Genomic DNA, 25,182 nt, shown 5'->3' on the forward strand with positions numbered 1-25,182 from the left:
CATCCGCGCGACAACCCCGCGGGCGGCGCTTCCATCCGCGCGACAGCCCCGCGGACGGCACCTCGATCCGCGCGACAACCCCGCGGACGGCGCTTCCAACCGCGCGACAACCCCGCCGGGCGGCACCTCCAACCGCCCGACCCGTGGGCGCCGGAGGCAGGCGTCCGACCGGCATCCCGAGGTGGCCGGGAGCAAGCCGCCGGGGCGGCCCGACGGCGTTCCCCCGCGCATGGACCACACCGGTCGCGGCGCGCTTCAGGCTCTGCGGTCGCGGCGTCCGTACCTGGCCACGCGCCAAGCCCCGCGGTCGCGGCATGCGCCGCACCCGCGGCGATTCAAGCACCACAGCCGCGCCGCACGCCAAGCTCGGGACGACGGGTATGGCGGGTACGACCGGTACGGCGGGCGGAACGCCGGAGGTCAGCCGACGGTGACCCGCACGCCCGCGTCTTCGTCGTCGAGGTCGACCTCCACGCCCATGTCCTCGGCGATGCGCAGCGCCTCCTCGATCAGCGTCTCGACGATCTGCGACTCGGGAACGGTCTTGATGACCTCTCCCTTCACGAAGATCTGCCCCTTGCCGTTGCCGGAGGCCACGCCGAGGTCGGCCTCGCGCGCCTCGCCGGGCCCGTTGACGACGCAGCCCATGACCGCGACGCGCAGCGGCACCTTCAGACCCTCGAGCCCGGCCTGGACCTGCTCGGCCAGGGTGTAGACGTCGACCTGGGCGCGACCGCACGACGGGCAGGAGACGATCTCCAGGCCGCGCTCGCGCAGGCCGAGCGACTCCAGGATCTGGGTGCCGACCTTGACCTCCTCGACGGGAGGGGCCGACAGGGAGACGCGGATGGTGTCGCCGATGCCTTCGGCCAGCAGCGCGCCGAAGGCCACGGCGGACTTGATGGTGCCCTGGAAGGCGGGGCCCGCCTCGGTGACGCCGAGGTGGAGCGGGTAGTCGCACTGCCGGGCGAGCTGCCGGTAGGCGTTGATCATCACGACCGGGTCGTTGTGCTTGACCGAGATCTTGATGTCGCGGAAGTCGTGCTCCTCGAACAGCGAGCACTCCCACAGCGCGGACTCCACCAGCGCCTCGGGGGTGGCCTTGCCGTACTTCTGCAGCAGGCGGGGGTCGAGGGAGCCGGCGTTGACGCCGATGCGGATCGGCACGCCGTGGTCCTTGGCCACCCTGGCGATCTCGCCGACCTTGTCGTCGAACTTCTTGATGTTGCCCGGGTTGACGCGGACGGCCGCGCAGCCGGCCTCGATGGCGGCGAAGACGTACTTCGGCTGGAAGTGGATGTCGGCGATGACGGGGATCTGCGACTTCTTCGCGATGATCGGCAGCGCGTCGGCGTCGTCCTGGGACGGCACGGCGACCCGCACGATCTGGCAGCCTGAGGCGGTCAGCTCGGCGATCTGCTGCAGGGTGGCGTTGATGTCGGCCGTCACCGTCGTGGTCATCGACTGGACCGAGACCGGCGCGTCGCCGCCCACCGGCACGTTGCCGACCATGATCTGGCGGGAGTGGCGCCGCTCGGCCAGCGGCTTGGGACGGACCGACGGAATGCCCAGTGCTACGGAAGTCACGTCCCCCAGTCTAGGCAGCGATACGGACCGGCCGGTGCCGTGGTTCAGAACATCCCTTTAGCGGTACTCCGCGCCCATGCGTCAGCGGCGAGGACTTCGTCCACGGATGTGGCCGGCGTCGTGACGTGCCGTTCGACCACCTTCGCGACGGTGTCGACGATCCCGAGGAAGGAGAGCCTGCCCTGCTGGAAAGCCTCGACGCACACCTCGTTGGCGGCGTTGTAGACGGCCGGGGCGGTGCCGCCCTCGGCGCCGACGTGCCTGGCGAGGGCGACCGCGGGGAAGGCCTCGTCGTCGAGCGGCTCGAAGGTCCAGGTGTGCGCCCTGGTCCAGTCGACGGCCGGGGCGGCGCCCGCGACACGGCCGGGGTGGCCGAGCGCCAGCGCGATGGGCAGCCGCATGTCGGGCGGGCTGGCCTGGGCGATCGTGGAGCCGTCGACGAACTCCACCATGGAGTGGATGATCGACTGCGGGTGGACGACGACCTCGATCCTGTCGAAGCCGATGTCGAACAGCAGATGCGCCTCGATCACCTCCAGGCCCTTGTTGACCAGGGTGGCCGAGTTGATCGTGATCACCGGCCCCATGGACCAGGTGGGGTGCGCCATCGCCATCTCGGGCGTCACGTCGGCCAGCTCCGACCGCGTGCGCCCGCGGAACGGCCCGCCGCTGGCGGTGACGACGAGCCGCCTGACCACCTCGGGGTCGTAGCCGCTTCCCGGCGGAGCCGCCGCCCACAGGCTCTGCTGCAGCGCCGAGTGCTCGGAGTCGACCGGCAGGAGCTGCCCCGGCTTGGCCAGTCGCTTGACCAGCGGCCCTCCGATGATCAGTGACTCCTTGTTGGCCAGGGCGAGCGTGCGGCCGGCCTCCAGCGCGGCCAGCGTGGAGGTCAGCCCGAGCGCGCCGGTGATCCCGTTCAGCACGACGTCGGACTCCATGGCCGCCACCTCGGCGACCCCTTCGGGCCCGCCGAGCACCGTGACCCCCGGCAGCGCCTCCTTGAGAGCGGGTACGGCGGCCGCGTCGGCCACCGCGACCGTCTTGGCCCCGGTCCGGACGGCCTGCTCGATCAGCAGGTCGACCCGCCCTCCCCCCGCGGCCAGCGCGGTGACGCCGAACCGCCCGGGGTTGCGGTCGATGACGTCGAGGGCCTGGGTGCCGATGGATCCGGTCGATCCGAGCACGGTCACGGAGCGGGAGAGGTCTGAGTCCACGGCCCCATTGTTCCGCATGCCCGCAACTCCCGTTAACCAGGTGAATTCATGTAAATAAATGTCCGAATAACGCTATATCCGTCTGAGCAAATCTTGAGAAATCTGGATATTGGTGCCGCTAACTTCCAACCTCAGTTCCGGTCAATGGAGGTACGCATGCACCGCAGACTCGCCCTGCTTTCCATCCTCACCCTCGCCGCCGGCGCCACCGCCCTGCCGGCGGCGTCGGCACAGGCGGGAGCGGGACCGAAGCCGGTTACCGAGGAGGCCGCCGAGACCAAGACCGAGCAGAAGGCGGTCGCGCGGTACTGGACCCCGCAGAAGATGGAGGACGCCCAGCCGCTCAACCCGCCCGCCCCCCGCTCGCGCGCCGCGTTCGGCGTGCCCGGCGAGCCCACCACCGGCATCCCGTGGGAGGCCCCGCCGACGAGCGCGGCGCCCACCGACCCGCAGGCGGCGCAGGCGAGCTCGGGCAGCGCGTGGACCGGCGGCGGCGCGATCACCAAGACCGCCGGGCGGGTGTTCTTCACCTACCAGGGCCGCAACGCCTCCTGCTCGGGCAACGCGGTGACCAGCGCCAACAAGAGCGTGGTGCTGACCGCCGGGCACTGCGTGAAGATGGGCGGCGCCTTCCACACCAACTGGGTGTTCGTGCCGGGCTACGACAAGGGCGCCAGGCCGTACGGCACGTGGGTGGCCACCAAGCTGCTGACCACCCCGCAGTGGGACGCCCGCGAGGACATCAACCACGACGTCGCCGCCGTCGTGGTCGCGCCGCTGCAGGGCAGGGCGCTGACGGACGTCGTGGGCGGGCAGGGCGTGGCCTTCAACCAGGGACGGCGCCAGCAGATGCACTCCTTCGGCTACCCGGCCGCCGCGCCGTACGACGGGTCGAGGCTGATCTACTGCAGCGGCAGGACCTTCGACGACTTCCTGATGTCCAAGGACCACGGGCTGACCTGCAACATGACCGGCGGCTCGAGCGGCGGTCCGTGGTTCGTCGGCTTCGACGAGAAGACCGGGCTCGGCACCCAGAATTCGGTGAACAGCTTCAAGTACAATTTCGCGCCCAACTGGATGTTCGGCCCGTATTTCGGCGCCGAGGCGCAGGCCGTCTACAACGCCGCCCAGAACACCAACGCCCTCTGAGCCGATTTACCGAAAGTAACCACAAGGACACATCTTGTAGTGCAGACTCGGGGCTCATGACTTCGAGCCTCCCCCTGCTTGCGTCCGCGCCGCTCGTCGCGGGCATGATGGGCGCGGCACTGATCGGCGCCGCGCCCGTCCACCACCCGTCGAAGCAGGACGCCGCCGGCGCGCGACGGCCGGCGGACGTCGTCGAGCACGTGGCCGCGCGCAGCACCGTCGAGCAGCGCCGCGTGCTCGACTACTGGACACCGCAACGGATGTCGCGGGCGCTGCCCATCGGCCTGCTCGACAGCGTGGCCAAGGGCGCGCTCGACAAGGACGCGCTGACCAAGGGCTCGCTCACCAGGGGCGCGGCGGCGGAGGGTGCACTGCCCAAGGACGTACTACCCAAGGACGTACTACCCAAGGACGTGCTTCCCAAGGACGTGCTGCCCCAGGGAGTGCTGCCCAAGGACGGCGGGCTGCTCAGCGGGCTCAGCAACAGGGCGGGCCTGGCCACCGCCCCCGACCTGTCCGGCGCCACGGGCTCGGTGGCCGCGCCGCGCCGGCAGAACAGCCGCCCGTCCGCGACCACCAGCGGCTCCCGGTGGATGACGGGAGGCGCGGTCACCCGCACGACGGGGCGGGTGTTCCTGACGATGGACGGCGTCGACTTCGTCTGCTCGGCCAGCACGATCAGGAGCGCCAACAAGGACGTCGTCGTCACCGCCGGCCACTGCGTCAAGGACGGCACCGGCAGCTGGGCGGCCAACTGGACGTTCGTGCCGGGCTACGAGGCCGGTGGCGGCCGGCCGTACGGGACCTTCACCGCCCGCCGCATGTTCGTGGCCGGCCCGTGGTCGCGGTCCGGCGACGACAGCTACGACCTCGGCATGGTCGCGCTCAACACCGCGGGCGGGCGGCACGTCACCGACGCGGTCGGCATGCAGGAGATCGCCTTCAACCCCACCCGCGGCGGGCAGACCTACGGCTTCGGCTTCCCCGCCGACCCGCCCTTCGACGGCGAGCGGCTCATCTACTGCGCCGGCCGGGTCGCCGAGGACCCCCACGGGCAGACCCGCGACCAGGGCCTGCGTTGCGACATGACCGCGGGTTCCAGCGGCGGCCCGTGGCTGACCTCGTTCGACGCGGTCACCGGGCGCGGCATGGTGACCTCGGTGAGCAGCTTCAAGTACAGCGACGACCGCGGCACCATGTACGGCCCCTACTTCGGCGACTCCGCCAAGGCCCTGTACGCGAGCGCGGAACGGGCCTGACCGGCGCGCCGCCCGGGTTCCTGCCCGGAGGAGGGCGGCGGAGCGGTGAGAGCGATGACACACGGGTGAAACACCGCTCCCGTTAGCCTCCTGTCCATGCAGGTCACCAGAGTTCCCGCGGAGTCGCCGCGGATCGTCGAGTTGTGCGCCGAGCAGCAGGCCGAGCTGGCCTGGCGGCAGCGTGAGGTCGTCGACGACACGCCCAAGCACCTCGACCCCCGCATCTCCTTCCTGCTGCTGCACGAGGGAGAGGAGGTGGCGGGCTGCGCGGGGCTCCAGCCGCTGGAGCCGGGGGTGGGCGAGCTGAAGCGCATGTACGTCCGCCCGGACCACCGCGGGCGCGGTCACGCGCGCCTGCTGCTGACCGAGATCGAGAAGCTCGCGGTCGAGTACGGCATGCGCACGCTCCGCCTGGAGACCGGCCGCCTGTTCGACGAGGCGATCGGGCTCTACACCTCCTGCGGCTACCGCCCCATCCCCCGCTTCGGCCCCTACGCCGGGTGCGCCGAGAGCGTCTGCTTCGAGAAGAGCGTCTGACCCCACACCCCCACACCTCTGTTCACCAGGGGTTTCGTTCGATACTTGGCTGAATGACCAGTCAGTGGGTAGGGTTCGCGGCATGAGAATCCTGCTTGTGGGAGCCGGCGGCGTCGGCTCCGCCGTGGTGCCCATCGCCGCCCGCCGACAATTCTTCGAACACATCGTGGTGGCCGACTCCAAACAGAACCGGGCGGCCGAGGCCGTCGCCCAGGTGAACGACCCCCGGTTCAGCGCCATCCAGCTCGACGCCGCCGACCGTGCCCAGGTCGCCGCGGCCCTGCGCGAGCACCGCTGCGACGTGCTGTTCAACGCCGTGGACCCGCGCTTCACCATGCCCCTGTTCGAGGCCGCGCTCGAGGCCGGCGCCCACTACCTCGACATGGCCATGTCCCTGTCCAGGCCGCACCCCCGCAGGCCGTACGAGCTGACGGGCGTGAAGCTCGGCGACGAGCAGTTCGCGCGCGACTCCGAGTGGCGCGCGAACGGCAGGCTCGCGCTGGTCGGGATGGGCGTGGAGCCCGGCCTGGCGGACGTGTTCGCCAGGTACGCCGCCGACCACCTGTTCTCCAGCATCGACGAGGTGGGCATCAGGGACGGCTCCAACCTCGTCGTCGAGGGCTACGACTTCGCGCCGACCTTCTCCATCTGGACGACGATCGAGGAGTGCCTCAACCCGCCGGTGGTGTGGGAGGACGGCGACTGGCGCACGACCGAGCCGTTCAGCGAGCCGGAGGTGTTCGACTTCCCCGAGGGCATCGGCCCGGTGGAGTGCGTGAACGTCGAGCACGAGGAGGTCCTGCTGGTCCCGAGGTGGATCGACGCCAGGAGGGTGACGTTCAAGTACGGCCTGGGCGAGGAGTTCATCGGCGTGCTGAAGACGCTCCACAAGCTCGGCCTCGACGGCACGGACAAGGTCAGGGTCGGCGACAAGGAGGTGGCGCCGCGCGACGTGGTCGCCGCCAGGCTGCCCGACCCCGCGACGCTCGGCGACAGGATGCGCGGCAAGACCTGCGCGGGCACCTGGGTCAAGGGCGTCGGCAAGGACGGCCGCCCGCGCGAGGTCTACCTGTACCACGTGGTCGACAACGCCTGGTCGATGCGGGAGTACGGCGCGCAGGCCGTGGTGTGGCAGACCGCCATCCACCCCGTGGTCGCCCTGGAACTCGTCGCGCGGGGCGTGTGGAAGGGCGAGGGGGTGCTCGGTCCCGAGGCGTTCGACGCCGTGCCGTTCCTCGACCTGCTCAGCGAGTACGGCTCGCCGTGGGGCATGAGGGACCAGTCGGAGGACCGGGCCGCCTAGCTGTACCTGGCGCCCGGGAAGGCCACCACCTCGGCCGGAACGATCGGGAACAACGCCTCCGCGCAGTCGGCGCACGCCATCACGCGGGAGTCGTCGGGGAGCCGGCCGACATGCACCCTGGGGCGCGGCCAGCGCTTGTGGCAGACGACGCACGCTTCACCGTCGCGTTGCGCCTCACTCATGCCGTCGGCGTCGAAGGTCACCAAGCCGGGCCAGTCCATCACGCTCCTCGCGCTTCGCCGCTGGGGGGTGCACCGGAACCGTTATAGCTCGGTGATCGTTTAGCGCGTTGCCAAGCGAGAGTGAAAACTCGGCGATGGCCATACGCAAAAACGGGCATCCAGCGCAAGCCGGATGCCCGTTTTTCGCGTCGTTATGCGGACAGCGCCTTTTCGAGGATGCCGAGGCCCTCTTCCAGCAGGTGCTCGGGGATGACGAGCGGCGGCAGGAAGCGCAGCACGTTGCCGTAGGTGCCCGCGGTCAGCACGAGCAGGCCCTCGGCGTGGCACCTGCGGACGACCTCGGCCACCGCCTCGGGGTTCGGCTCCTTGGTGCCGGGCTTGACCAGCTCGATCGCGATCATCGCGCCGCGGCCGCGGACGTCGCCGATGATGTCGTGGCGCTCCTGCATGGCGCGCAGCCTGGGCAGCATGATCTCGCCGATGCGGCGGGCCTTGCCGACCAGGTCCTCGGCCTCGATGGTCTCCAGGACGCCGAGCGCGGCCTCGCAGGCCAGCGGGTTGCCGCCGTAGGTGCCGCCGAGGCCGCCCACGTGCACCTTGTCCAGCAGCTCGGCGCGGCCGGTCACCGCGGCCAGCGGCAGGCCGCCGGCGATGCCCTTGGCGGTGGCGATGATGTCGGGCACGACGCCCTCGTCCTCGCAGGCGAACAGGTGGCCCGTACGGGCGAAGCCGGTCTGCACCTCGTCGGCGATGAAGACGATCCCGTTCTCGCGGCAGAACTCGGCGATGCGGGGCAGGAAGCCCTTGGCCGGCTCGATGAAGCCGCCCTCGCCGGCGATCGGCTCGATGACGACGGCGGCCACGTTGGTGGCGCCGATCTGCTTGGTGATCGCGTCGATGGCCTGGGCGGCGGCTTCCTCGGCGCAGTTCTCGGGCCCGGTCGGCCAGCGGTACGGGTAGGCCAGCGGCACCCGGTAGACCTCGGGCGCGAACGGCCCGAAGCCCTGCTTGTAGGGCAGGTTCTTGGCGGTGAGCGTCATCGTCAGCAGCGTGCGCCCGTGGTAGCCGTGGTCGAAGACGACGACGGCCTGCCTGCCGGTGGCCAGACGCGCGACCTTGACCGCGTTCTCGACGGCCTCGGCGCCGCTGTTGACCAGGAACGAGCGCTTCTCGTGGTCGCCGGGCGTGAGGCTGTTGAGCTTCTCGCACACCTCGACGTACGACTCGTAGGGCGTGACCATGAAGCAGGTGTGGGTGAAGTCGGCGACCTGCTTGCCGACCCGCTCGACCACGCGCGGCGCGGAGTTGCCCACACTGGTGACGGCGATGCCCGAGCCGAAGTCGATCAGGGAGTTGCCGTCGATGTCGACGACCACGCCGCCACCGGCCTGCGTCACGAAGACCGGCAGCGTCGTGCCGATGCCGGGCGGGACGGCCGCCTGCTTGCGCGCGAGCAGCTCCCGCGACTTCGGGCCTGGGATCTCGGTGACGAGGCGGCGCTCCTGCGGAAGCGCCGGACCTCCCTGCTGGTTACTCATGCTTGTGACGCTACGGCGGGCGGCGCCGTGTGCCGATGTGTCGCGATGGCACAATGGGCCTAGCTCGCTTTGCCGGAATGGACAAACACTCGATGGCGCCTTCTCTGCAGACAGTGGTGCGCCGCATGCGCCTGATCCCGCTGGCCGGTTCGCTCGACCGCCCCGTGCGCTGGGTCGCGGTCAGCGAGCTCGAGGATCCGACGCCGTTCCTGGAGGGCGGCGAGCTCGTGCTCACCACGGGGATGCGCCTGACGACCGGCTTCGCGCCGTACGTCGGCAGGCTGGTGGAGCGCGGGGTGGCGGGCCTCGGCTTCGCCGTCGGGCTGACCCACGCGCACGTGCCCGCCGAGCTGGTCGAGGCGGCCGCCGCGGCGGGGCTGCCGCTCCTGGAGGTGCCGCGCGAGACGCCGTTCATCGCCATCGGCAAGACGGTCAGCGACCTGCTGGCGGCCGAGCAGTACGAGGAGATCAGCAGGGCGTTCGCCGCCCAGGGCAGGCTGACACGGGCCGCGCTGCGGCCCGAGGGCACCCACGCGGTGATCGACAGGCTGGCCAGGGAGGTCGACGGCTGGGCCGTGCTGCTCGGCGAGTCGGGCGACGTCGAGCACGCCACGCCGGACGCCCGTCTCGGCGCCGTCCTGCCGGTCCTCCACCGGTTGCGCCGCGCCTCGAAGGACGGTGCGACCGGTGCGGGCCCGGCCGAGCGGCCGCTGGCCAGCGTGGCGCTGTCGTCGCCGGGCGAGCACGTGATCGTGCAGCCGATCGGGGGTGCCTCCAGGCGCATCCGGGGCTTCTTCGCCGTGGGCGCGCCGCACCCCTTCTCCCCCGTCGCGCACACCGTCGTCAACGCCGCGGGCTCGCTGCTCACGCTCGCGCTGGAGCAGGGCCGGACGCTGGTGGCGGCCGAGCGCGGGGTGCGCGCGGCCGTCCTGACGCTGCTGCTGGCCGGCGAGGTCGACCAGGCCCGCGCGGCGCTGGCCCCGCTCGGCGCGGTGCTGCCCGAGGAGCCCTTCACCGTGCTGGCGGCCGACGCGGAGACCCTGGAGCCGCTGGAGCCGCACACGTTCACCAGCGGTGGCATCGCGCTGGTCGAGCAGGTTCCCCCGCTGGGCGAAGCGCCCGCCGGGGTGAGCGCGCCGGTGCCGTACGCCGACCTGGACAGCGGCATCGACCAGGCGGGCCGCGCGCTGGAGGCGGCGCGCAAGGCGGGCGGCACGGTGCGGTTCGCCGACCTCGCGGGGCAGGGCCTGCTGGCGCTGCTCGATCCCGCGGCCGCCGGCGCGTTCGCCGCGGCTCTGCTCGCGCCGCTCAACGAGTACGGCTCGCGGGCCGACCTCATCGAGTCGCTGCGGGCCTACCTGACGGCCAACGGCCACTGGGACGCGGCGGCGCAACGGCTCGGCGTGCACCGGCACACGCTGCGCTACCGGATGAAGCGCGTGTCCGAACTGCTCGGCCGCGACCTCGACGATCCAGGGGTGCGCGCGGAGCTGTGGGTCGCGCTCAACTCTTCGGGGCCAGGTAGCCGGAGATCGTCGCGGTCGTGACGGCCTCGTAGGTGCGGCCGTCACGCAGGTGGCCGGCGCGCTCGAGGCTGATGGCGCCCTGCGCGGCCGCCCAGAGCGCGTCGGCGATCTTGCGCGGCTGGGTGGGGACGAGGTAGCCGGCCGAGATGCAGTCGGAGATCACCCTGTCGAGGATGTTGAGCGCGGCGCGGGCCAGGGTCCTGGCGCGCTCGCTGGGCTCGAAGCCCGGGATGGCCTTCTCGAACATCAGCGGGTAGAAGCCCGGCTCGGCCATGCACGCCTCGCGGTAGGCGGGGCCGAGGGCGCTGAGGTACTCGAAGGGGTCCTTCCTGGCGGGCACCGCTTCGAGGAAGCGGCGGAACCGCTCGAACCCCTCCAGGTAGAGCGCCTCGGCCAGCCCCTCCCTGCTGCCGAACATGGTGTAGACGACCGTGGTGGAGCAGCCCGCCTCGGTGGCGATCCGGCGCATCGACAGGCCGTCGGCGCCCTCGGCGGTCAGCAGGTTGGCGGCGACGTCGAGGAGACGGCCACGCAGCTCGTCGTGGGATGTCCGCTCGCCCAGCAGATAGGCACCCTGAAGCCCCAGCGGCGCAGTGGAGGTCATGGGGCTTGGCCTTTCACGCTCGGGGGAACCGCACCAAGAGGACTTAGCCAGGACGGAGATCCCTCAAACCACTCGACAACCTAAACATCCCGAAATAGCACTACTTCCGTTACACAATCGGGAAGGAGAGTTTGTTCGTAACGGCCTGCTCCCTCCTCGCTGTTGTGCAACGTGGAGAACTTACCCGCCTCGGGTTCTGGCATAGCGTCGAGGTATGGACGTGCGCACCTTCTGGCTCGCTGGACGCCCCGCCAAGGGGGACACCGAGCTCACCGTTACCAACTCCCACGACGGTCGCGTGGTCGGCATCTACTCGGTGCCCACCGAGGCTCAGGTCGAGGAGGCGATCGCCGCGGCGGCCGCCGTACAGAAGGAGGCCGCGGCGCTGCCGGTGCACGTACGCGCCGAGGCCCTGGCCCACGTGGCCAAGCGGCTGGCCGAGCGGGCCGAGGAGATCGCCCAGCTGATCACCGGCGAGAACGGCAAGCCCATCTTCTGGGCGCGCGGCGAGGTCAACCGCGCGATCTCCACCTTCCGCTTCGCGGCCGAGGAGGCCAGGCGCTGGTCGGGCGACGTGCAGCGGCTCGACACCGAGCCGGCCGCCACCGGCCGCCTCGGCTACGTCACCAGGCAGCCGCGCGGACCCGTGCTGGCGATCACGCCGTTCAACTTCCCGCTGAACCTCGTCGCGCACAAGGTCGCTCCCGCCATCGCCGTCGGCGCCCCCGTCATCGTCAAGCCCGCCCCCGCCACGCCGCTGTCGTCGCTGGTGCTGGGCGAGATCCTGGCCGAGACGGACCTTCCGGCCGGCATGTTCTCGGTCCTGCCCGTCGAGAACGAGCGCGCCGCCGCGCTGGTGCAGGACCCGCGCCTGCCCGTGGTGTCCTTCACCGGATCGGGGCCGGTCGGCTTCGCGATCATGGACCAGGTGCCGCGCAAGCACGTGACGCTCGAGCTCGGCGGCAACGCCGCGGCCGTCGTGCTCGCCGACGCCGACCTCGACTGGGCGGCCTCACGCGTGGCGCTGTTCTCCAACTACCAGGCGGGCCAGAGCTGCATCGCCGTCCAGCGGGTCATCGTCGAGGAGTCGGTGCGCGAGGCGTTCGAGGAGAAGCTGCTCGCGGCGGTCTCCACCCTGGTCACCGGCGACCCGCTCGACGAGAAGACCCAGGTGGGACCGCTGGTCTCGCTGGCCGCCGCCGAGCGCGTGTCCGCGTGGGTGGACGAGGCCGTCGCCGCCGGCGCCCGCGTGCTGGCGGGCGGCACCCGCGACGGCGCCACCGTCACGCCGACCGTCCTCACCGACGTGGCGGAGGACTCGAAGGTCTCCTGCGAGGAGGTCTTCGGCCCGGTCATGATCCTCAAGTCGGTGGCGTCGGTGGACGAGGCGTTCGCCGAGGTCAACAACTCCAGATTCGGCCTGCAGGCGGGCGTGTTCACCCGCTCGCTCGACACGGCCTTCCGTGCCAACCGCGAGCTGGAGGTCGGCGGCGTGATCATCGGCGACGTCCCGTCGTACCGGGCCGACCAGATGCCCTACGGCGGCGTCAAGGAGTCCGGTGTCGGCCGCGAGGGCGTCCGCTCGGCGATGGAGGACCTCACCTACGAGAAGGTCATGGTCCTCACGGGCCTGTCCCTCTGACCGTTCGCGAGCCTGCGGGACGGCTGCCGTCCCGCAGGCTCGACGCCTGGTCAAGGCCGCAGCGCTGCCAGCTGCTGTTCGAACGGCACGACCTCGTCGTCCTCCCGGATGACGGGCCGCGCCCCGCCCACCAGGCCGGCCAGTTCGGCGGCCGCGCGCTCGACGCGTTCGGGCAGCCCCTCGGCGCCCCAGTCCTCCGACGCCGCGTAGACGGCTGTCGGCACCACGATCGCCCGCAGGTAGGCGAACATCGGCCGCAGCGCGTGCTCCAGCGCCAGGGAGTGCCTGGCCGTACCGCCGGTCGCGGCGATCAGCACCGGCTTGCCGGCGAGGGCGTCGTTCTCGATCACGTCGAAGAACGACTTGAACAGGCCGCTGTAGGAGGCGGTGAAGATCGGCGTGACGGCGATCAGGCCGTCGGCCGAGGTGACCGCCTCGACGGCGCGGCGCAGCTTGGCGCCGGGGAACCCGGTGACCAGGTTGTTGGCGATGTCGACGGCCAGGTCGCGCAGCTCGATGACCTCGATCTCCGCCCCGGGCAGCCGCGCGGCGCTCGCCGCCGCCAGGCGGTCGGCGAGCAGGCGGGTCGAGGACGGCTGGCTGAGACCGGCCGAGACGACGGCGAGCTTCATGGGTCACACTCCTACGGCAGCGGTGGCCTTGGCCAGCAGCGACTGGTGGGTGGGGGCGTCGGGCACGTTGGCCGGACGGCCGACGGCGAACTCCTTGCGGAGCACGGGCACGACCTCCTCGCCCAGGATGTCGAGCTGCTCCAGCACGGTCTTCAGCGGCAGGCCGGCGTGGTCCATCAGGAACAGCTGGCGCTGGTAGTCGCCGAAGTACTCCCTGAACTTGAGCGTCCGCTCGATGACCTGGTCGGGGCTGCCGACCGTGAGCGGGGTCTCGGCCATGAACTCCTCGAGCGAGGGGCCGTGGCCGTACACGGGGGCGTTGTCGAAGTACGGGCGGAACTCGCGGATCGCGTCCTGGGAGTTCTTCCGCATGAACACCTGACCGCCGAGCCCGACGATGGCCTCCTCGGGCAGGCCGTGGCCGTAGTGCGCGTAACGCCGCCGGTACAGGCTGATCAGCCGCTGGTAGTGCTCCTTCGGCCAGAAGATGTTGTTGGCGAAGAAGCCGTCACCGTAGTAGGCGGCCTGCTCGGCGATCTCGGGGCTGCGGATGGAGCCGTGCCAGACGAACGGCGGCACGCCGTCGAGCGGCGCCGGCGTCGAGGTGTAGCCCTGCAGCGGGGTGCGGAAGCGGCCCTCCCAGTCGACGACCGGCTCCCGCCACAGCCGGTGCAGCAGCGAGTAGTTCTCGATGGCGAGCGGGATGCCGTCGCGGATGTCCTTGCCGAACCAGGGGTAGACGGGTCCGGTGTTGCCGCGGCCCATCATGAGGTCCACCCGGCCGTCGGACAGGTGCTGCAGCATCGCGAAGTCCTCGGCGATCTTCACCGGGTCGTTGGTGGTGATCAGCGTCGTGGACGTCGACAGGATGAGCCGCTCGGTCCTGGCCGCGATGTAGCCGAGCATCGTCGTGGGCGACGAGGCGACGAACGGCGGGTTGTGGTGCTCACCGGTCGCGAAGACGTCGAGGCCGACCTCCTCGGCCTTGAGGGCGATCGTGACCATCGCCTTGATCCGCTCGGCCTCGGTCGGCGTCCTGCCGGTGGTCGGGTCGGTGGTGACGTCGCTGACCGTGAAGATACCGAACTGCATGGCGATCTCCGCTCCTTCATGTTGAAGTTTCAATCGTCATGAACAGTGACCACTCGCAGGATATTCCACCCGGCAGGACGTGGCAACGGGGGGTAAAAGAAAGGAGCGCCCCGGGGTCGGGGGAAACACCCGGGACGCCCCTGGCGAGCGTCGCCCAGCGGGGGGACGGGCACGCCCGCGGCATGGTCAAGCGAAGGTCGACAGGCCCCCGATCAACCCACCAGTTCACTCCACCGTTTGGTCCAGGTGGCGTAGTCAGTGCATTCCCCGTCCCGGGGTTTGCAATCCCCCGGTGGGCGTACCGCAAAGGTGATCTTTTTCAGCTTCGCCGGGTCGTCGGCTTCGTAGGCCGCGCAGATCCGCTTCGCCCGTCCCTTGCACGCCGCGGGGTTGGCGGGGGCCAGGCCCGCCCACGCCGCGGCGTCGCGCTGGGTCTCGGCCGTGGCCGTCAGGCTCAGCCAGCGGTAGGCGCAGTCGAGGCTGGGCGTGTTCGCGTTCAGCATCCAGGAGTCGACCCAGCCCGTGGTCGGGGCGCCCAGCGCCCTGACGTCCCTGCCCGCCTTCTGCAACAGCATCCTGAAGTACGGCGTCGCCTGCGCGATCTCGACCTCGCCCGTGGCGAACGCCCGCACCAGCGAGATCGGCTCCCGCCAGTAGAGCCGGTGCTTGTTCTTGCCCAGCAGCGTCACGGCCTCGTCGAGCTGCTCGGTCGTCAGCTCGTAGGGGTGGGCGACCTCGTCCGCCACCGCCGCGTCGGCCAGGCTCAGCGGGCTGTCGGGCACCGCCGACCGCTGGCTGTCGTAGAGGGCGAGCCGGTCGCGGGGCTTGATCTTCGCGGCGTCGTAGACGATCTCGTTGACCCCCCACAGGTACGGCACGCCGTACACCTTGCCGCCGACCACGCTCTGCTCGCGCAGTTCCTCGGCCAGCTCGTCGTACCCGGTGACCTTGGCGGTGTCGATGGGCTGCACCTGGCCGGCGGCGATCAGGCTCGCGGCCACCTCGGGGCCCGCCGAGATCACGTCGTAGACGCGCTCGCCCACCTTGGCCTGCATCTCCTGCGCGGTCTGCACCACGTCCAGCCTGGCGATGCGGCAGCCCGTCCTGCTCTCGAACTCCGCCACCCAGTTCTTGCCGCCCCCGCCCCACTCGGCATGCCCCTTGTAGGTGAGGATCTGCAGGGTGCCGTCGCTCTGCGGCGCGCTCGCCGTGGCCGTGGGCGTGGTGGTGGGCGTGGTGGTGGCCGTGGTGGTAGGTGTGGTGGTGGGTGTGGGCTTGGCCGAGGGGGTGGGGCTCGCGGTGGGGGCGACCCGCACCGAGGTGGTCCGGCCGGCGGTCGCGTCCGCGCACCCGATCAACGTCAGGCACGCCACGCCGGCGACCGCCATGGCAGGTATGCGGTGCTTCACGAAGTCCCCCTTGTCCAGCCTGGAGCTTACCGGGGACGGCAGGCGGCGGCGCGCCGGTCGCACCAGGCCGGTGACGCCCGCGGGCCCGGACGGCCGCGGACGCCCCGGCGCCTCCCTGGCCGGACGCCCGCGGACACGCGAACGCCCCGCGGGCACGGTGCCCGCGGGGCGTGACGCGCCGTGCGCGGCCCTGACTACTTGTTGGTCGGGAACCCGAGGTTCACGCCGCCGTGCGACGGGTCGAGCCAGCGGGAGGTGACGACCTTGCCGCGCGTGTAGAAGTGCACGCCCTCGGCACCGTGGACGTGGGTGTCGCCGAACAGCGACGCCTTCCATCCGCCGAAGCTGTAGAAGGCCATCGGCACGGGGATCGGCACGTTGATGCCGACCATGCCGACCTCCACCTCGTTCTGGAAGCGCCGGGCGGCGCCGCCGTCGTTGGTGAAGACGGCGGTGCCGTTGCCGTACTCGCCGCCGTTGATCAGCTTCACGCCCTCCTCGTAGGAGGAGACGCGCACGATCGACAGAACGGGGCCGAAGATCTCCTCGGTGTGGACGCGCGAGCCCGCGGGCACGTGGTCGAGGATCGTCGGGCCGAGCCAGAAGCCCGGCGTGTCGGCCGCCTTGCCGCCGCCGAGCACCGGCGTCTCCCTGCCGTCCACCACGAGCTTGGCGCCCTCGGACAGGCCCAGGTCGAGGTAGGAGGCCACCTTGTCGCGGTGCGCCTCGGTGACCAGCGGGCCCATCTCGGAGCGCGCGTCGTCGCCGGGGCCGATGGTCAGCTTGGCGACCCTTTCGACGATCTTGTTCACCAGTTCGTCGCCGACCGGGTCGACGGCCAGGACGACCGAGATCGCCATGCACCGCTCACCCGCCGAGCCGAAGCCGGCCGAGACCGCCGAGTCGGCGACCAGGTCGAGATCGGCGTCGGGCAGGACCAGCATGTGGTTCTTCGCGCCGCCGAGCGCCTGGACCCGCTTGCCGTGCGCGGTGCCGGTCTCGTAGACGTAGCGGGCGATCGGGGTCGAGCCGACGAAGGAGACGGCCTTGACGTCCTCGTGCTCCAGCAGGCGGTCGACCGCCACCTTGTCGCCCTGGACGACGTTGAAGACGCCGTCGGGCAGCCCCGCCTCCTGCCACAGCCGCGCCATGAGCAGCGAGGCCGAGGGGTCCCTCTCCGACGGCTTGAGGATGAAGGCGTTGCCGCAGGCGATGGCGATGGGGTACATCCACATCGGCACCATCGCGGGGAAGTTGAACGGGGTGATGCCCGCCACCACCCCGAGCGGCTGGCGGATGGAGTAGGAGTCGACCCGGGTCGAGACCCCTTCCGAGAAGCCGCCCTTGAGCAGGTGCGGGATCCCGCAGGCGAACTCCACGACCTCCAGGCCCCTGGCCACCTCGCCGAGCGCGTCGGAGTGCACCTTGCCGTGCTCGGCGGAGATCAGCGCGGCGAGCTCGTCGCGGTGGGCGTACATCAGCTCGCGGAAGCGGAAGAGCACCTGCGACCGCTTGACGAGCGAGGCGTCGCGCCAGGCGGGGAAGGCCCCGACCGCAGCGGCGACGGCGGCGTCCACGTCGGCCGCTGAGGCCATCGCCACCTTGCCGCTGACCTCACCCGTCGCCGGGTTGAAGATCTCGGTCGTGCGGCTGTCGCCGTCGACCCGAGAGCCGTTGATCCAGTGGTTAACGAACTTCATCGTTGATGGTCTCCAGAGCGTTGACGATGATGCCGAGGCCCTCTGCCGCCTCGTCCATCGTCAGGGTGAGCGGGGGCGCCATGCGGATCGCCGTGCCGTACAGGCCGCCCTTGCCCGCGAGCAGACCGAGCTTCTTGGACTCCTCCATGAACCTGGCGGCGAGCTCGGAGCTGGCCAGCTCCACCGCGAACATCAGGCCCTTGCCGCGGACGGAGGTCACGATCGGCAGCCGCTTGGCGGCCTCGCGCAGCCCGTCGATGATGAGGGCGCCCGTCCTGGCCGCGTTGGCCTGCAGGTCGTGGTCGAGGACGTAGTCGAGCGTGGCGTTGGCGGCGGCCATCGAGATCGGGTTGCCGCCGAAGGTGGCCAGGCCCACCGCGTGCAGGTTGTCGAGCAGGTCGCCGCGGGCCACGATGCCGCCGACCGCGAACCCGTTGCCCAGGCCCTTGGCGAAGGTCATCATGTCGGGGGTCACGCCGTGGTTCTGGATCCCGAAGAAGGCCGAGCCCGTCCGGCCCCAGCCGGTCTGCACCTCGTCGGAGATGAACAGGATCCCCTCCTCGTCGAGCACCTCCTTGTAGGCGGCGAACAGCCCGTCGGGGGCCATCGTGAAGCCGCCCACGCCCTGGATCGGCTCGGCGATGAGCGCGGCGACGTCGTTGGAGACGCCGGTGGCCAGCACGTGGCGCAGGTCCTCGACGCAGACCTTGATGTAGTCGGCGTCGGACAGGCCCGCGAACTGGGGCAGGTGGCGGTCGGCGCCGTGCAGGAACGTCGCGTTGACCGGCGAGTAGGAGTTGTTCTTCCACGCGCGGTTGGAGGTGACGCCGATCGCGCCGAAGGAACGGCCGTGGTAGCTCTGCCGCATGGCCAGCACCTGGTCGGACTTGCGCGCGTAGGTGGCCAGCAGCAGGGCCGTCTCGTTGGCCTCGGTGCCCGAGTTGGTGAAGAAGACCTTCGCGTCGGGGATGCCGGAGAGCCTGGCGATCTTCTCGGCCAGCTCGATCTGGCCGCGCAGCAGGTAGACGGTACTGGTGTGCACGACGCCCGTGGCCAGCTGACGCTCGACGGCCTCACGGACCTCGGGCACGTCGTACCCGATCATGTTGGTGAGGATTCCTGCGAAGAAGTCGAGGTAGCTCTTGCCCGAAGCGTCGACGACACGGTTGCCCTTGCCGCTGACGATCTCGATGGGCTCGTTGTAGTAGAGGGCCACCCAGTTGGGGATTACCGCCCTGTGGCGCGCGAGAAGGTCCGACATGCTCCGAGTATCGCGGTTATTCACTGAACATCCCACTGCCAACGTGTCGGCATGACGCAATTTCCGCTTACACTCTGCCCACACAGAATGTGTCAGGACATCGTGACTTCCCGCCCCGGCCGGCCCGCCCGCCGTCCCCCGGGTGACGCGCCCCGCCCCCACCCCCTAGGGGATGTCCCGTGCGCCTGGCGGCGTACCCCGTCTCCACCCGCTACACCGCCAGAGGCACGCCGAATGCCATCCGGCGGCGGACGCCCGCGCGGGCTCCGGTCGAGCACCATCGGGTCATCGACGAAAGAGGAGACCCGAGATGACCATCACGATCGACCGTCCCGAGGCCCCCGCCGGTCCGCCGAAGCTCGACCGCGAGGCGCTGCTCAGGGCGCAGCGCGACACCCTGGCCACCCCGCGCATGGCCTACAGCCTGCTGGCCAGGATGATGTTCAAGCCCGTCGACCTCCTGTACGGCAAGCGGGGATCGTTCACCAAGTTCGCGATGCTGGAGATCATCGCCCGCGTGCCGTACCAGGCGTGGGAGCGGGTGGGCTACTGGGGCGTGCACCGCTACGCCGGCCGGTCGGCCCTCGCCAAGCGGGTCTTCGAGCGGATCGTCGAGGCCCGCTCCGACCAGGACAACGAGCAGTGGCACCTGCTGATCATGCAGGACCTGATCGAGCGCGACGGGATGAGGCAGAACTGGCTGCTGCACAAGGTGGCGCCCTGGTTCATCTCGTTCTTCTACTACCACGTCTCGTGGGTGCTGTTCCTGGTCAGGCCCGAGGCCGCCTACCGGCTCAACGCCGAGTTCGAGGACCACGCCGAGCACGAGTACATGACGTTCGTGGCGGAGAACCCGGAGCTGGAGTTCATGCCCGACCCCGGGACGTACGCGGCGGAGTACGGGCGCCACCGGTCGGTGGCCGACCTGCTGCGCCAGATCGGGCACGACGAGCGCGTGCACAAGCTGGACAGCCTGGAGAACCTCAAGAGCCCGCGCTACTCCTCCGCCCGATGACATTCCGCGCGGGTGCCTTCGGCCCCGGCCGCGGGTCGAGGGGCCGGTCACGGGGCCCCGGCCCCTCCCCGCGGCCGGCGAGCACGGCGGGTCAGACCTCGGCGGGGACGGGCGCGACCGGCGCCGCCGGGCGCAGCACCGCCAGGGCGAGGAGGGCGGCCGCCAGGCACGACGCCGCACCGATCCAGGCGCCCGTGGTCATCGCCGCGCTGAACGCCTCCCTGCCGGCCGCGGCGATCTCGGGGGACAGCTGTACCGCCTGGGCGATCGACTCCCGCGCGGCGGCGGGCGCCGACTCGGGCATCGACGAGGTGTACACCCCCGCCAGCACGCTGCCCAGGGCGGCGATGCTGAGGGCCATGCCCACCTGCTGGATGGTGTCGTTCAGCGCCGAACCGACACCGGCGTGCTCCACCGGCACCGCGCCCATGAGCGTCGCGTACGCCGCGGGCCCCGCGATCCCGCCGCCCGCGCCCATGATCACGAAGGCCGCGAACATCGACCAGTAGCCGCCGCCCATCGCCATCACCACGAACGACAGCCCCATCACCAGCATGCCGGTGACGACCAGCGTCCGGTTGCCGACCTTCTGGCCGAGCCCGGCCCCGACGCCGTTGAAGACGGCCGCCGAGATCGCGTACGGCAGCAGCGCCACGCCGAGCTGCGCGGTGCCGTACTGGAGGACGAACTGCAGGTACTGGGTGAGCATCAGCATCACCGCGCCGGAGCCGAACGACATCAGCAGGATCGAGAACGACGACCCGCTGAAGTTGCGGTTCCCGAACAGGCCGAGCGGCAGCATCGGGCTGTCCGACCTGCGCTCCCACAGCATGAAGCCGCCCAGGCTCAGCACGGCCAGGGCGATCATCACGGGGTTCCACGTGCGCTCGATGACGACGTAGACCAGCGAGAACAGCCCGACGACCGACAGCACGACGCCCAGCGGGTCCAGCCTGCGCGCAGGACCGCGCGTCTCGGGCATGAGGACGACGGCGGCGATGATGCCGATCACCGCGATGGGGGCGTTGAGCAGGAAGACCGAGCCCCACCAGTAGTTCGCGATGATGAGGCCGCCCACGATCGGGCCCGCGATCACGCCGAGCATCGCGACGGCGCTCCACGCGGCCATCGCCTTGCGCCGCTCGTCGGCGTCGAAGGTGGTGATCAGGATGGACAGGGTGGAGGGCATGAGGATGGCGCCGCCCACCCCCATCAGCCCTCGGGCGGCGATGAGCTGCCACGGTTCGGCGGCCAGCACGGCGAGGAGCGAGGCGCCGCCGAAGACGGCCAGGCCGATGATGAGGAAGCGGCGCCTGCCGTACCGGTCGGACAGGCTTCCAGTGGTCAGCAGCAGGCCCGCGAAGACGAGCACGTAGGAGTCGAGGATCCACTGGATCTCCGAGGGGCTGGCCCCGAGGTCCCGCATGAGGGTCGGGATCGCCACGTTGAGCACGGTGCTGTCCACGACCAGCGGCAGGAGGGCAAGGCACAGGACGACGAGAGACCACCAGCGTCGCGGGTCTCGTACAGCGTTCGAGTTCACTCGCACACCGTACGACAAGACTCGTACAGTGTGCGAGTAGTTTTATGCTGAGGGCGTGACCACCAAGCAGTTCACCTCGGTGTGGGCCCGCGAACCCCGGCAGAGCAGACCCCAGGGCCAGGGGCTCACCCGCGAGCAGATCGTCAAGGCCGCCCTGGAACTGCTCGACGCCGACGGTCTCGACGCGCTGAGCATGCGCAAGCTCGGCGCCAAGCTGGGCGCGGGGGCCACCAGCCTCTACTGGCACGTGGCCAACAAGGACGAACTGCTCGAGCTGGCCTTCGACGAGATCTGGGGCGAGGTCCCGGACCTCGACGTCGAGGTGGTGGGCTGGAAGGACGCCGCCTCCGCCTTCGCGCACGGCGTCCGGCAGGCGATCCTGTCGCACCCTTGGGCCGGGAACCTGATCGGCCGGATGCCCGCGATCGGCCCCAAGTCACTGCGCGCGGGCGACATGCTGCGCACGGCGCTCAGGCTCGCCGGGTTCCGCGGGATGGACCAGGACTACGCGGGCTCGGCGATCACCGCGTACGTGATGGGCGCGACCATCCCCGAGGTCGCCTGGCAGGCCTTGTCGCAGTCCGGTTCCTACGACGCCGAGAGCATGCGGGAGGTCGTGCGGAAGGCGGCGGCCGGCTATCCCGAGCTCATCGCCCGTGCCGACGAGTACGCCCGGCACGACGAGCGCACCCTCCGCGCGGTGAACTTCGACTTCGGCCTGCTGTGCGTGCTCGACGGCCTGGAGCGGCGGCTCGGCGCCTGATCGTGCGGCCCGAACCGGTCAGCCGGCGACCTCCGGCCGCCGTGCGGACCGCACGAGTTCCCGCTCGCCGTCCGACGCCCTGCGGGTGACCCCCGCCGCGTCGAGGCTCTCCAGCAGCGGGATCGCGACGCGGCGGGAGGTGCCGAGCGCCTGCCTGGCCTGCGCCGTGGTGAACGTGCGGGGCAGGGTGGCGAGTACGGCGACCGCCCGTCCGGCGGCGTCGGGCGGCAGGACGACGCCCGGCGCCAGGCGCGTGAGCCGCCCGGCGGCCTCGGCCGCGGCCAGAGCGCGGGCGTCCAGGCCGAGGGCGGCCAGCCGGTCGCTGTCGGGAGCGGCGAAGGGCTCGGCCGCCCATCCGGCCTCCAGCGCGCGGACCGCCCGCTCGGTGGCGGGTGGGAGCGCCGCCGTCGGCGGCAGCAGCCGTCCCCGTTCCCTCTTCAGCCGCAGGGGCGCGGCGAGCGCGTCCACCAGCGCCCTGTCGGGCAGCCCGAGGGCCTGCCGGGCCGCCTCCACGGGCAGCCCCGGGTCCAGCGGATCGCGCGCGGCCCGCGCCTCGACGAGCCCGGCCAGCCGGTCCCGCCAGGCCGCCCACGCGGCGGGGTCCACCAGCCACTCACCCACGACCACCGCCCCGCCGGGGTCGTCGGCGCCGGAGGTGCCGGTGCGGGGGGCGCCGTCGGCGGGGGTGCCGGGGGTGCCGGTGCCGGTGCCGATGCCGGGGGTGCCGGTGCCGATGCCGTGGGTGCCGGTGCCGATGCCGTGGGTGCCGGTGCCGGGCACGCCCATGGCGGCCAGGTCGTCACGCCGGGCCAGAGCGCGCCTGGCCAGCTCGGCGGCGAGGTCGGCGCGGCCGTCCATGGCCGCGAGCTCGGCCGCCCGCTGTCCGGCCGCGCCGCGGCGCCGCAGCTCCGGCGGCCGGACGTCGAGGACCGTGGCCCCCCACAGGTGGCGGCTGCCGGGGTCGCGCAGCAGGGCCCGGTCGCCGATCCGCAGCGGCAGCGACTGCGCCAGGACGATCCTGGCCGTGTCGTCCCCCAGCCGTCTGACGGTGGCCGGCACGCCGGCCGATCCGATGTGCCACACCGCCTGGCGGGGCGGTCGTCGCGGCGTGTCCCCCGGCGGCGTCAGCCGTACGTCCAGGACCGCGGTGGGCAGCCAGCGGCCCCGCGTGACCAGCACGTCGCCGCGCCGCAGACCGTCGGCGGCGGCGCCGCGCACGTTGACCGCCACCCGGGCGGGCCCGGCGATCTCGTCGCACGCCTGCCCGAGGCTGTGCAGGCCGCGCACCCGCAGGGTCCGGCCGCCGGCCCGCAGGGTGTCGCCGGTCGCCAGCCGGCCCGCGCCGAGCGTGCCGGTGACGACGGTGCCCCGTCCCGAGATCGTGAACACCCTGTCGATCCACAGCCGCACGTCGGACGCCGGATCAGGGTCGGGCAGCGCCGCCGCCAACGCCGCGAGGGCGGCGCGCAGCTCCGGCATGCCCGCGCCGGTGCGGGCGCTGACGGCCACCGCCGGGATGCCCTCCAGCGTGGTGCCCTCGAGGCCGGCCCGCGCCTCGGCCAGCGCCGCCGCCGGGTCGGCCAGGTCAGCCCTGGTGATCGCGAGCACCCCGTGCGCGATGCCCAGCGCGGTGACGGCGTCGAGGTGCTCCTGCGACTGCACCCGCCAGCCCTCGTCGGCCGCCACGACGAACAGCACGGCGGGCACCGGGCCCACGCCTGCCAGCATGTTGGTCAGGAAGCGCTCGTGGCCCGGCACGTCGACGAAGGCGAGGTCGCCGGTCCACACGAAGCCGAGGTCGATGGTCAGCCCGCGCCGGCGCTCCTCCTCCCAGCGGTCGGGCTCCATCCCGGTCAGCGTGCGCAGCAGCGTGGACTTGCCGTGGTCGACGTGTCCCGCGGTGGCGATCACCCGCATGCGGCCACCACCGCGTCGAACAGGATCCGGTCGTCGTCAGGGGCCAGCGCCCGCAGGTCGAGCAGGCAGCGCCCGCGCTCGACGCGGCCGAGGACGGGCGGCTCGCCCAGCCGCAGCGGCTCGGCGAGCCACTCGTCCAGGGCGACGGCGGCGCTCGGCAGCTCGACGCCGGGCGCGCCGCCGCCGCCGACGCGGGCCACGCTGGTCACGGCCTCGGCCGCCAGCCCCTTGCCGGCCAGCCGTACGGCGAGCGTCGTGGCCCTGGCCAGCAGGTCGGCGGGGTCGGCGTGCAGGGCCAGCGCCGTCGGCGGCGGCGGCCCCTCGACCGTGACCTCGAGCGCCGCGAGCGTGAGCTTGTCCACCCGCAGCGCGCGGGCCAGCGGGTGGCGGCGCAGCCGGTCGATCAGGTCGGCCCGGCCCAGCAGCAGGCCGCACTGCGGGCCGCCGAGCAGCTTGTCGCCGCTGGCGGTGACCAGGTCGGCGCCCTGCGCGAGCCAGGTGGCCGCGTCGGGCTCGCCGGGCAGCGCGGGCTCGGGCCGCAGCAGCCCGGACCCCGCGTCGGCGACCAGCGGCACGCCGAGCCCGGCCAGCTCGGCGATCTCCGGTGTCGCCGTGAAACCCTCGATGCGGTAGTTGGACGGGTGCACCTTCAGCACGAACCCGGTGTCGGGGCCGACGGCGTCGGCGTAGTCGGCGACGCGCGTCCTGTTGGTGGTGCCCACCTCGCGCAGCCGCGCCCCGGTCGAGGCGAGCAGGTCGGGCAGCCGGAAACCGTCGCCGATCTCGACGAGCTCGCCCCTGCTGACCACGATCTCGCGCCCCTGGGCCAGCGCCGTGGCCGCCAGCACGAGCGCCGCGGCGTTGTTGTTGACCACGTGCACGGCGCCGGCCTCGGGGACCGCCCTGGCCAGCGCCGCCAAGGCGCCCCTGCCCCGCCGTCCCCTGCGTCCGGTGGCCAGGTCCAGCTCCACGTCGGTGGTGCCGGCGGCGGCCCGCACGGCCTCGATCGCCGCCGGTGACAGCGGCGCCCTGCCGAGGTTGGTGTGCAGGAGCACGCCGGTGGCGTTGACGACCCTGCGCGGACCCGACCCGCTCAGCTCGTCGAGGACCGCCGCCACCACCTCGCCGGGCGCGATGTCACCTTGCCTGGCGCGCCGCTGCGCCTCGGCGACGGCGGCTTTCACCCGGGTACGGCCCAGCCGTACCGTGGCCTCATGGAGCCGAGGGTCGGCGAGCACGGCATCCGTTCGTGGGATGAATCGCCGCGGATCGGTCATGTCGATCAAGATAGATGCCTCTAGAGTCTGAT

The 25,182-nt window shown here is 71.7% G+C and carries 21 protein-coding genes; 8 read left to right on the forward strand and 13 right to left on the reverse strand.

Annotation, left to right across the window (positions count from 1 at the left end):
* Nucleotides 1-420 precede the first annotated feature (420 nt).
* On the reverse strand, nucleotides 421-1,587 hold the full coding sequence (gene ispG / locus ACWEVS_RS27645) for a flavodoxin-dependent (E)-4-hydroxy-3-methylbut-2-enyl-diphosphate synthase (protein WP_452553976.1): 1,167 nt from the start codon (nucleotides 1,585-1,587) through the stop codon (nucleotides 421-423).
* A 44-nt stretch (nucleotides 1,588-1,631) separates the two neighbouring features.
* A complete protein-coding gene (dxr, locus tag ACWEVS_RS27650) occupies nucleotides 1,632-2,801 on the reverse strand; it encodes a 1-deoxy-D-xylulose-5-phosphate reductoisomerase (RefSeq protein ID WP_449929142.1) in 1,170 nt (389 codons plus the stop codon).
* A 156-nt stretch (nucleotides 2,802-2,957) separates the two neighbouring features.
* On the opposite strand from dxr, the gene ACWEVS_RS27655 reads away from it, so the two are divergent.
* From ACWEVS_RS27655 to ACWEVS_RS27670, 4 genes are all read left to right on the forward strand, one after another.
* Nucleotides 2,958-3,950, forward strand: coding sequence for a trypsin-like serine peptidase (locus tag ACWEVS_RS27655; RefSeq protein ID WP_354917893.1), 993 nt, complete (start codon nucleotides 2,958-2,960; stop codon nucleotides 3,948-3,950).
* A gap of 56 nt (nucleotides 3,951-4,006) precedes the next feature.
* Nucleotides 4,007-5,209 carry a trypsin-like serine peptidase gene (locus ACWEVS_RS27660; protein WP_452553977.1) on the forward strand — a complete coding sequence of 401 codons (1,203 nt, stop codon included), beginning with the start codon at nucleotides 4,007-4,009 and terminating at the stop codon, nucleotides 5,207-5,209.
* Between the two features lie 96 nt (nucleotides 5,210-5,305).
* Nucleotides 5,306-5,746 carry a GNAT family N-acetyltransferase gene (locus tag ACWEVS_RS27665; RefSeq protein WP_452553978.1) on the forward strand — a complete coding sequence of 147 codons (441 nt, stop codon included), beginning with the start codon at nucleotides 5,306-5,308 and terminating at the stop codon, nucleotides 5,744-5,746.
* Nucleotides 5,747-5,828: 82 nt separating this feature from the next.
* Nucleotides 5,829-7,049 (forward strand): saccharopine dehydrogenase family protein, encoded by a 1,221-nt coding sequence (locus tag ACWEVS_RS27670; protein WP_452553979.1) that lies wholly within the window; start codon nucleotides 5,829-5,831, stop codon nucleotides 7,047-7,049.
* On the opposite strand, the gene ACWEVS_RS27675 is transcribed toward ACWEVS_RS27670, so the two are convergent.
* Entirely contained in the window at nucleotides 7,046-7,270 is a 225-nt protein-coding gene (locus ACWEVS_RS27675) for a hypothetical protein (protein ID WP_354917882.1), read from the reverse strand. The two genes, ACWEVS_RS27670 and ACWEVS_RS27675, sit on opposite strands and share 4 nt — an antisense overlap.
* Before the next feature lie 152 nt (nucleotides 7,271-7,422).
* A complete protein-coding gene (gene gabT, locus ACWEVS_RS27680) occupies nucleotides 7,423-8,769 on the reverse strand; it encodes a 4-aminobutyrate--2-oxoglutarate transaminase (RefSeq protein WP_354917880.1) in 1,347 nt (448 codons plus the stop codon).
* Nucleotides 8,770-8,894: 125 nt separating this feature from the next.
* Here gabT and ACWEVS_RS27685 point away from each other — a divergent pair, with 125 nt between their 5' ends.
* Nucleotides 8,895-10,316, forward strand: a complete 1,422-nt coding sequence (locus tag ACWEVS_RS27685; RefSeq protein WP_452553980.1) for a PucR family transcriptional regulator — start codon at nucleotides 8,895-8,897, stop codon at nucleotides 10,314-10,316.
* On the opposite strand, the gene ACWEVS_RS27690 is transcribed toward ACWEVS_RS27685, so the two are convergent.
* Nucleotides 10,273-10,899, reverse strand: coding sequence for a TetR/AcrR family transcriptional regulator (locus ACWEVS_RS27690; RefSeq protein WP_452418627.1), 627 nt, complete (start codon nucleotides 10,897-10,899; stop codon nucleotides 10,273-10,275). The two genes, ACWEVS_RS27685 and ACWEVS_RS27690, sit on opposite strands and share 44 nt — an antisense overlap.
* Before the next feature lie 214 nt (nucleotides 10,900-11,113).
* Here ACWEVS_RS27690 and ACWEVS_RS27695 point away from each other — a divergent pair, with 214 nt between their 5' ends.
* Complete coding sequence (locus tag ACWEVS_RS27695) at nucleotides 11,114-12,541, forward strand: aldehyde dehydrogenase family protein (RefSeq protein ID WP_449929129.1); 1,428 nt, start codon at nucleotides 11,114-11,116, stop codon at nucleotides 12,539-12,541.
* Between the two features lie 50 nt (nucleotides 12,542-12,591).
* Here the strand turns inward: ACWEVS_RS27695 and ACWEVS_RS27700 are convergent, their stop codons facing one another.
* The 5 genes from ACWEVS_RS27700 to ACWEVS_RS27720 form a co-directional block, all read right to left on the reverse strand.
* Nucleotides 12,592-13,173, reverse strand: a complete 582-nt coding sequence (locus tag ACWEVS_RS27700) for an FMN reductase (RefSeq protein WP_449929127.1) — start codon at nucleotides 13,171-13,173, stop codon at nucleotides 12,592-12,594.
* 3 nt (nucleotides 13,174-13,176) lie between these two features.
* Entirely contained in the window at nucleotides 13,177-14,265 is a 1,089-nt protein-coding gene (locus tag ACWEVS_RS27705; RefSeq protein ID WP_449929125.1) for an LLM class flavin-dependent oxidoreductase, read from the reverse strand.
* Between the two features lie 212 nt (nucleotides 14,266-14,477).
* The gene (locus ACWEVS_RS27710; RefSeq protein WP_452553981.1) at nucleotides 14,478-15,674 is read right to left on the reverse strand and encodes an extracellular solute-binding protein; all 1,197 of its coding nucleotides are present in this window, start codon (nucleotides 15,672-15,674) and stop codon (nucleotides 14,478-14,480) included.
* Nucleotides 15,675-15,868: 194 nt separating this feature from the next.
* Complete coding sequence (locus tag ACWEVS_RS27715) at nucleotides 15,869-17,374, reverse strand: CoA-acylating methylmalonate-semialdehyde dehydrogenase (RefSeq protein WP_354917860.1); 1,506 nt, start codon at nucleotides 17,372-17,374, stop codon at nucleotides 15,869-15,871.
* Nucleotides 17,361-18,635 carry an aspartate aminotransferase family protein gene (locus tag ACWEVS_RS27720; protein WP_452418625.1) on the reverse strand — a complete coding sequence of 425 codons (1,275 nt, stop codon included), beginning with the start codon at nucleotides 18,633-18,635 and terminating at the stop codon, nucleotides 17,361-17,363. The genes ACWEVS_RS27715 and ACWEVS_RS27720 overlap by 14 nt, the downstream gene beginning before the upstream one ends.
* 310 nt (nucleotides 18,636-18,945) lie before the next feature.
* Here ACWEVS_RS27720 and ACWEVS_RS27725 point away from each other — a divergent pair, with 310 nt between their 5' ends.
* A complete protein-coding gene (locus ACWEVS_RS27725) occupies nucleotides 18,946-19,650 on the forward strand; it encodes an alternative oxidase (RefSeq protein ID WP_452553982.1) in 705 nt (234 codons plus the stop codon).
* 91 nt (nucleotides 19,651-19,741) lie between these two features.
* On the opposite strand, the gene ACWEVS_RS27730 is transcribed toward ACWEVS_RS27725, so the two are convergent.
* The gene (locus ACWEVS_RS27730; RefSeq protein WP_452553983.1) at nucleotides 19,742-21,193 is read right to left on the reverse strand and encodes an MFS transporter; all 1,452 of its coding nucleotides are present in this window, start codon (nucleotides 21,191-21,193) and stop codon (nucleotides 19,742-19,744) included.
* 55 nt (nucleotides 21,194-21,248) lie between these two features.
* Here ACWEVS_RS27730 and ACWEVS_RS27735 point away from each other — a divergent pair, with 55 nt between their 5' ends.
* Nucleotides 21,249-21,956, forward strand: a complete 708-nt coding sequence (locus ACWEVS_RS27735; RefSeq protein WP_449929115.1) for a TetR/AcrR family transcriptional regulator C-terminal domain-containing protein — start codon at nucleotides 21,249-21,251, stop codon at nucleotides 21,954-21,956.
* A gap of 18 nt (nucleotides 21,957-21,974) precedes the next feature.
* Here ACWEVS_RS27735 and ACWEVS_RS27740 read toward each other — a convergent pair whose 3' ends face one another.
* Both ACWEVS_RS27740 and selA read right to left on the reverse strand, forming a co-directional pair.
* The gene (locus ACWEVS_RS27740; RefSeq protein WP_452553984.1) at nucleotides 21,975-23,873 is read right to left on the reverse strand and encodes a SelB domain-containing protein; all 1,899 of its coding nucleotides are present in this window, start codon (nucleotides 23,871-23,873) and stop codon (nucleotides 21,975-21,977) included.
* On the reverse strand, nucleotides 23,864-25,150 hold the full coding sequence (gene selA, locus ACWEVS_RS27745; protein WP_452553985.1) for an L-seryl-tRNA(Sec) selenium transferase: 1,287 nt from the start codon (nucleotides 25,148-25,150) through the stop codon (nucleotides 23,864-23,866). The genes ACWEVS_RS27740 and selA overlap by 10 nt, the downstream gene beginning before the upstream one ends.
* Between the last annotated feature and the right edge of the window lie 32 nt (nucleotides 25,151-25,182).

The sequence above is a fragment of the Nonomuraea sp. NPDC003754 genome, from assembly GCF_053605785.1.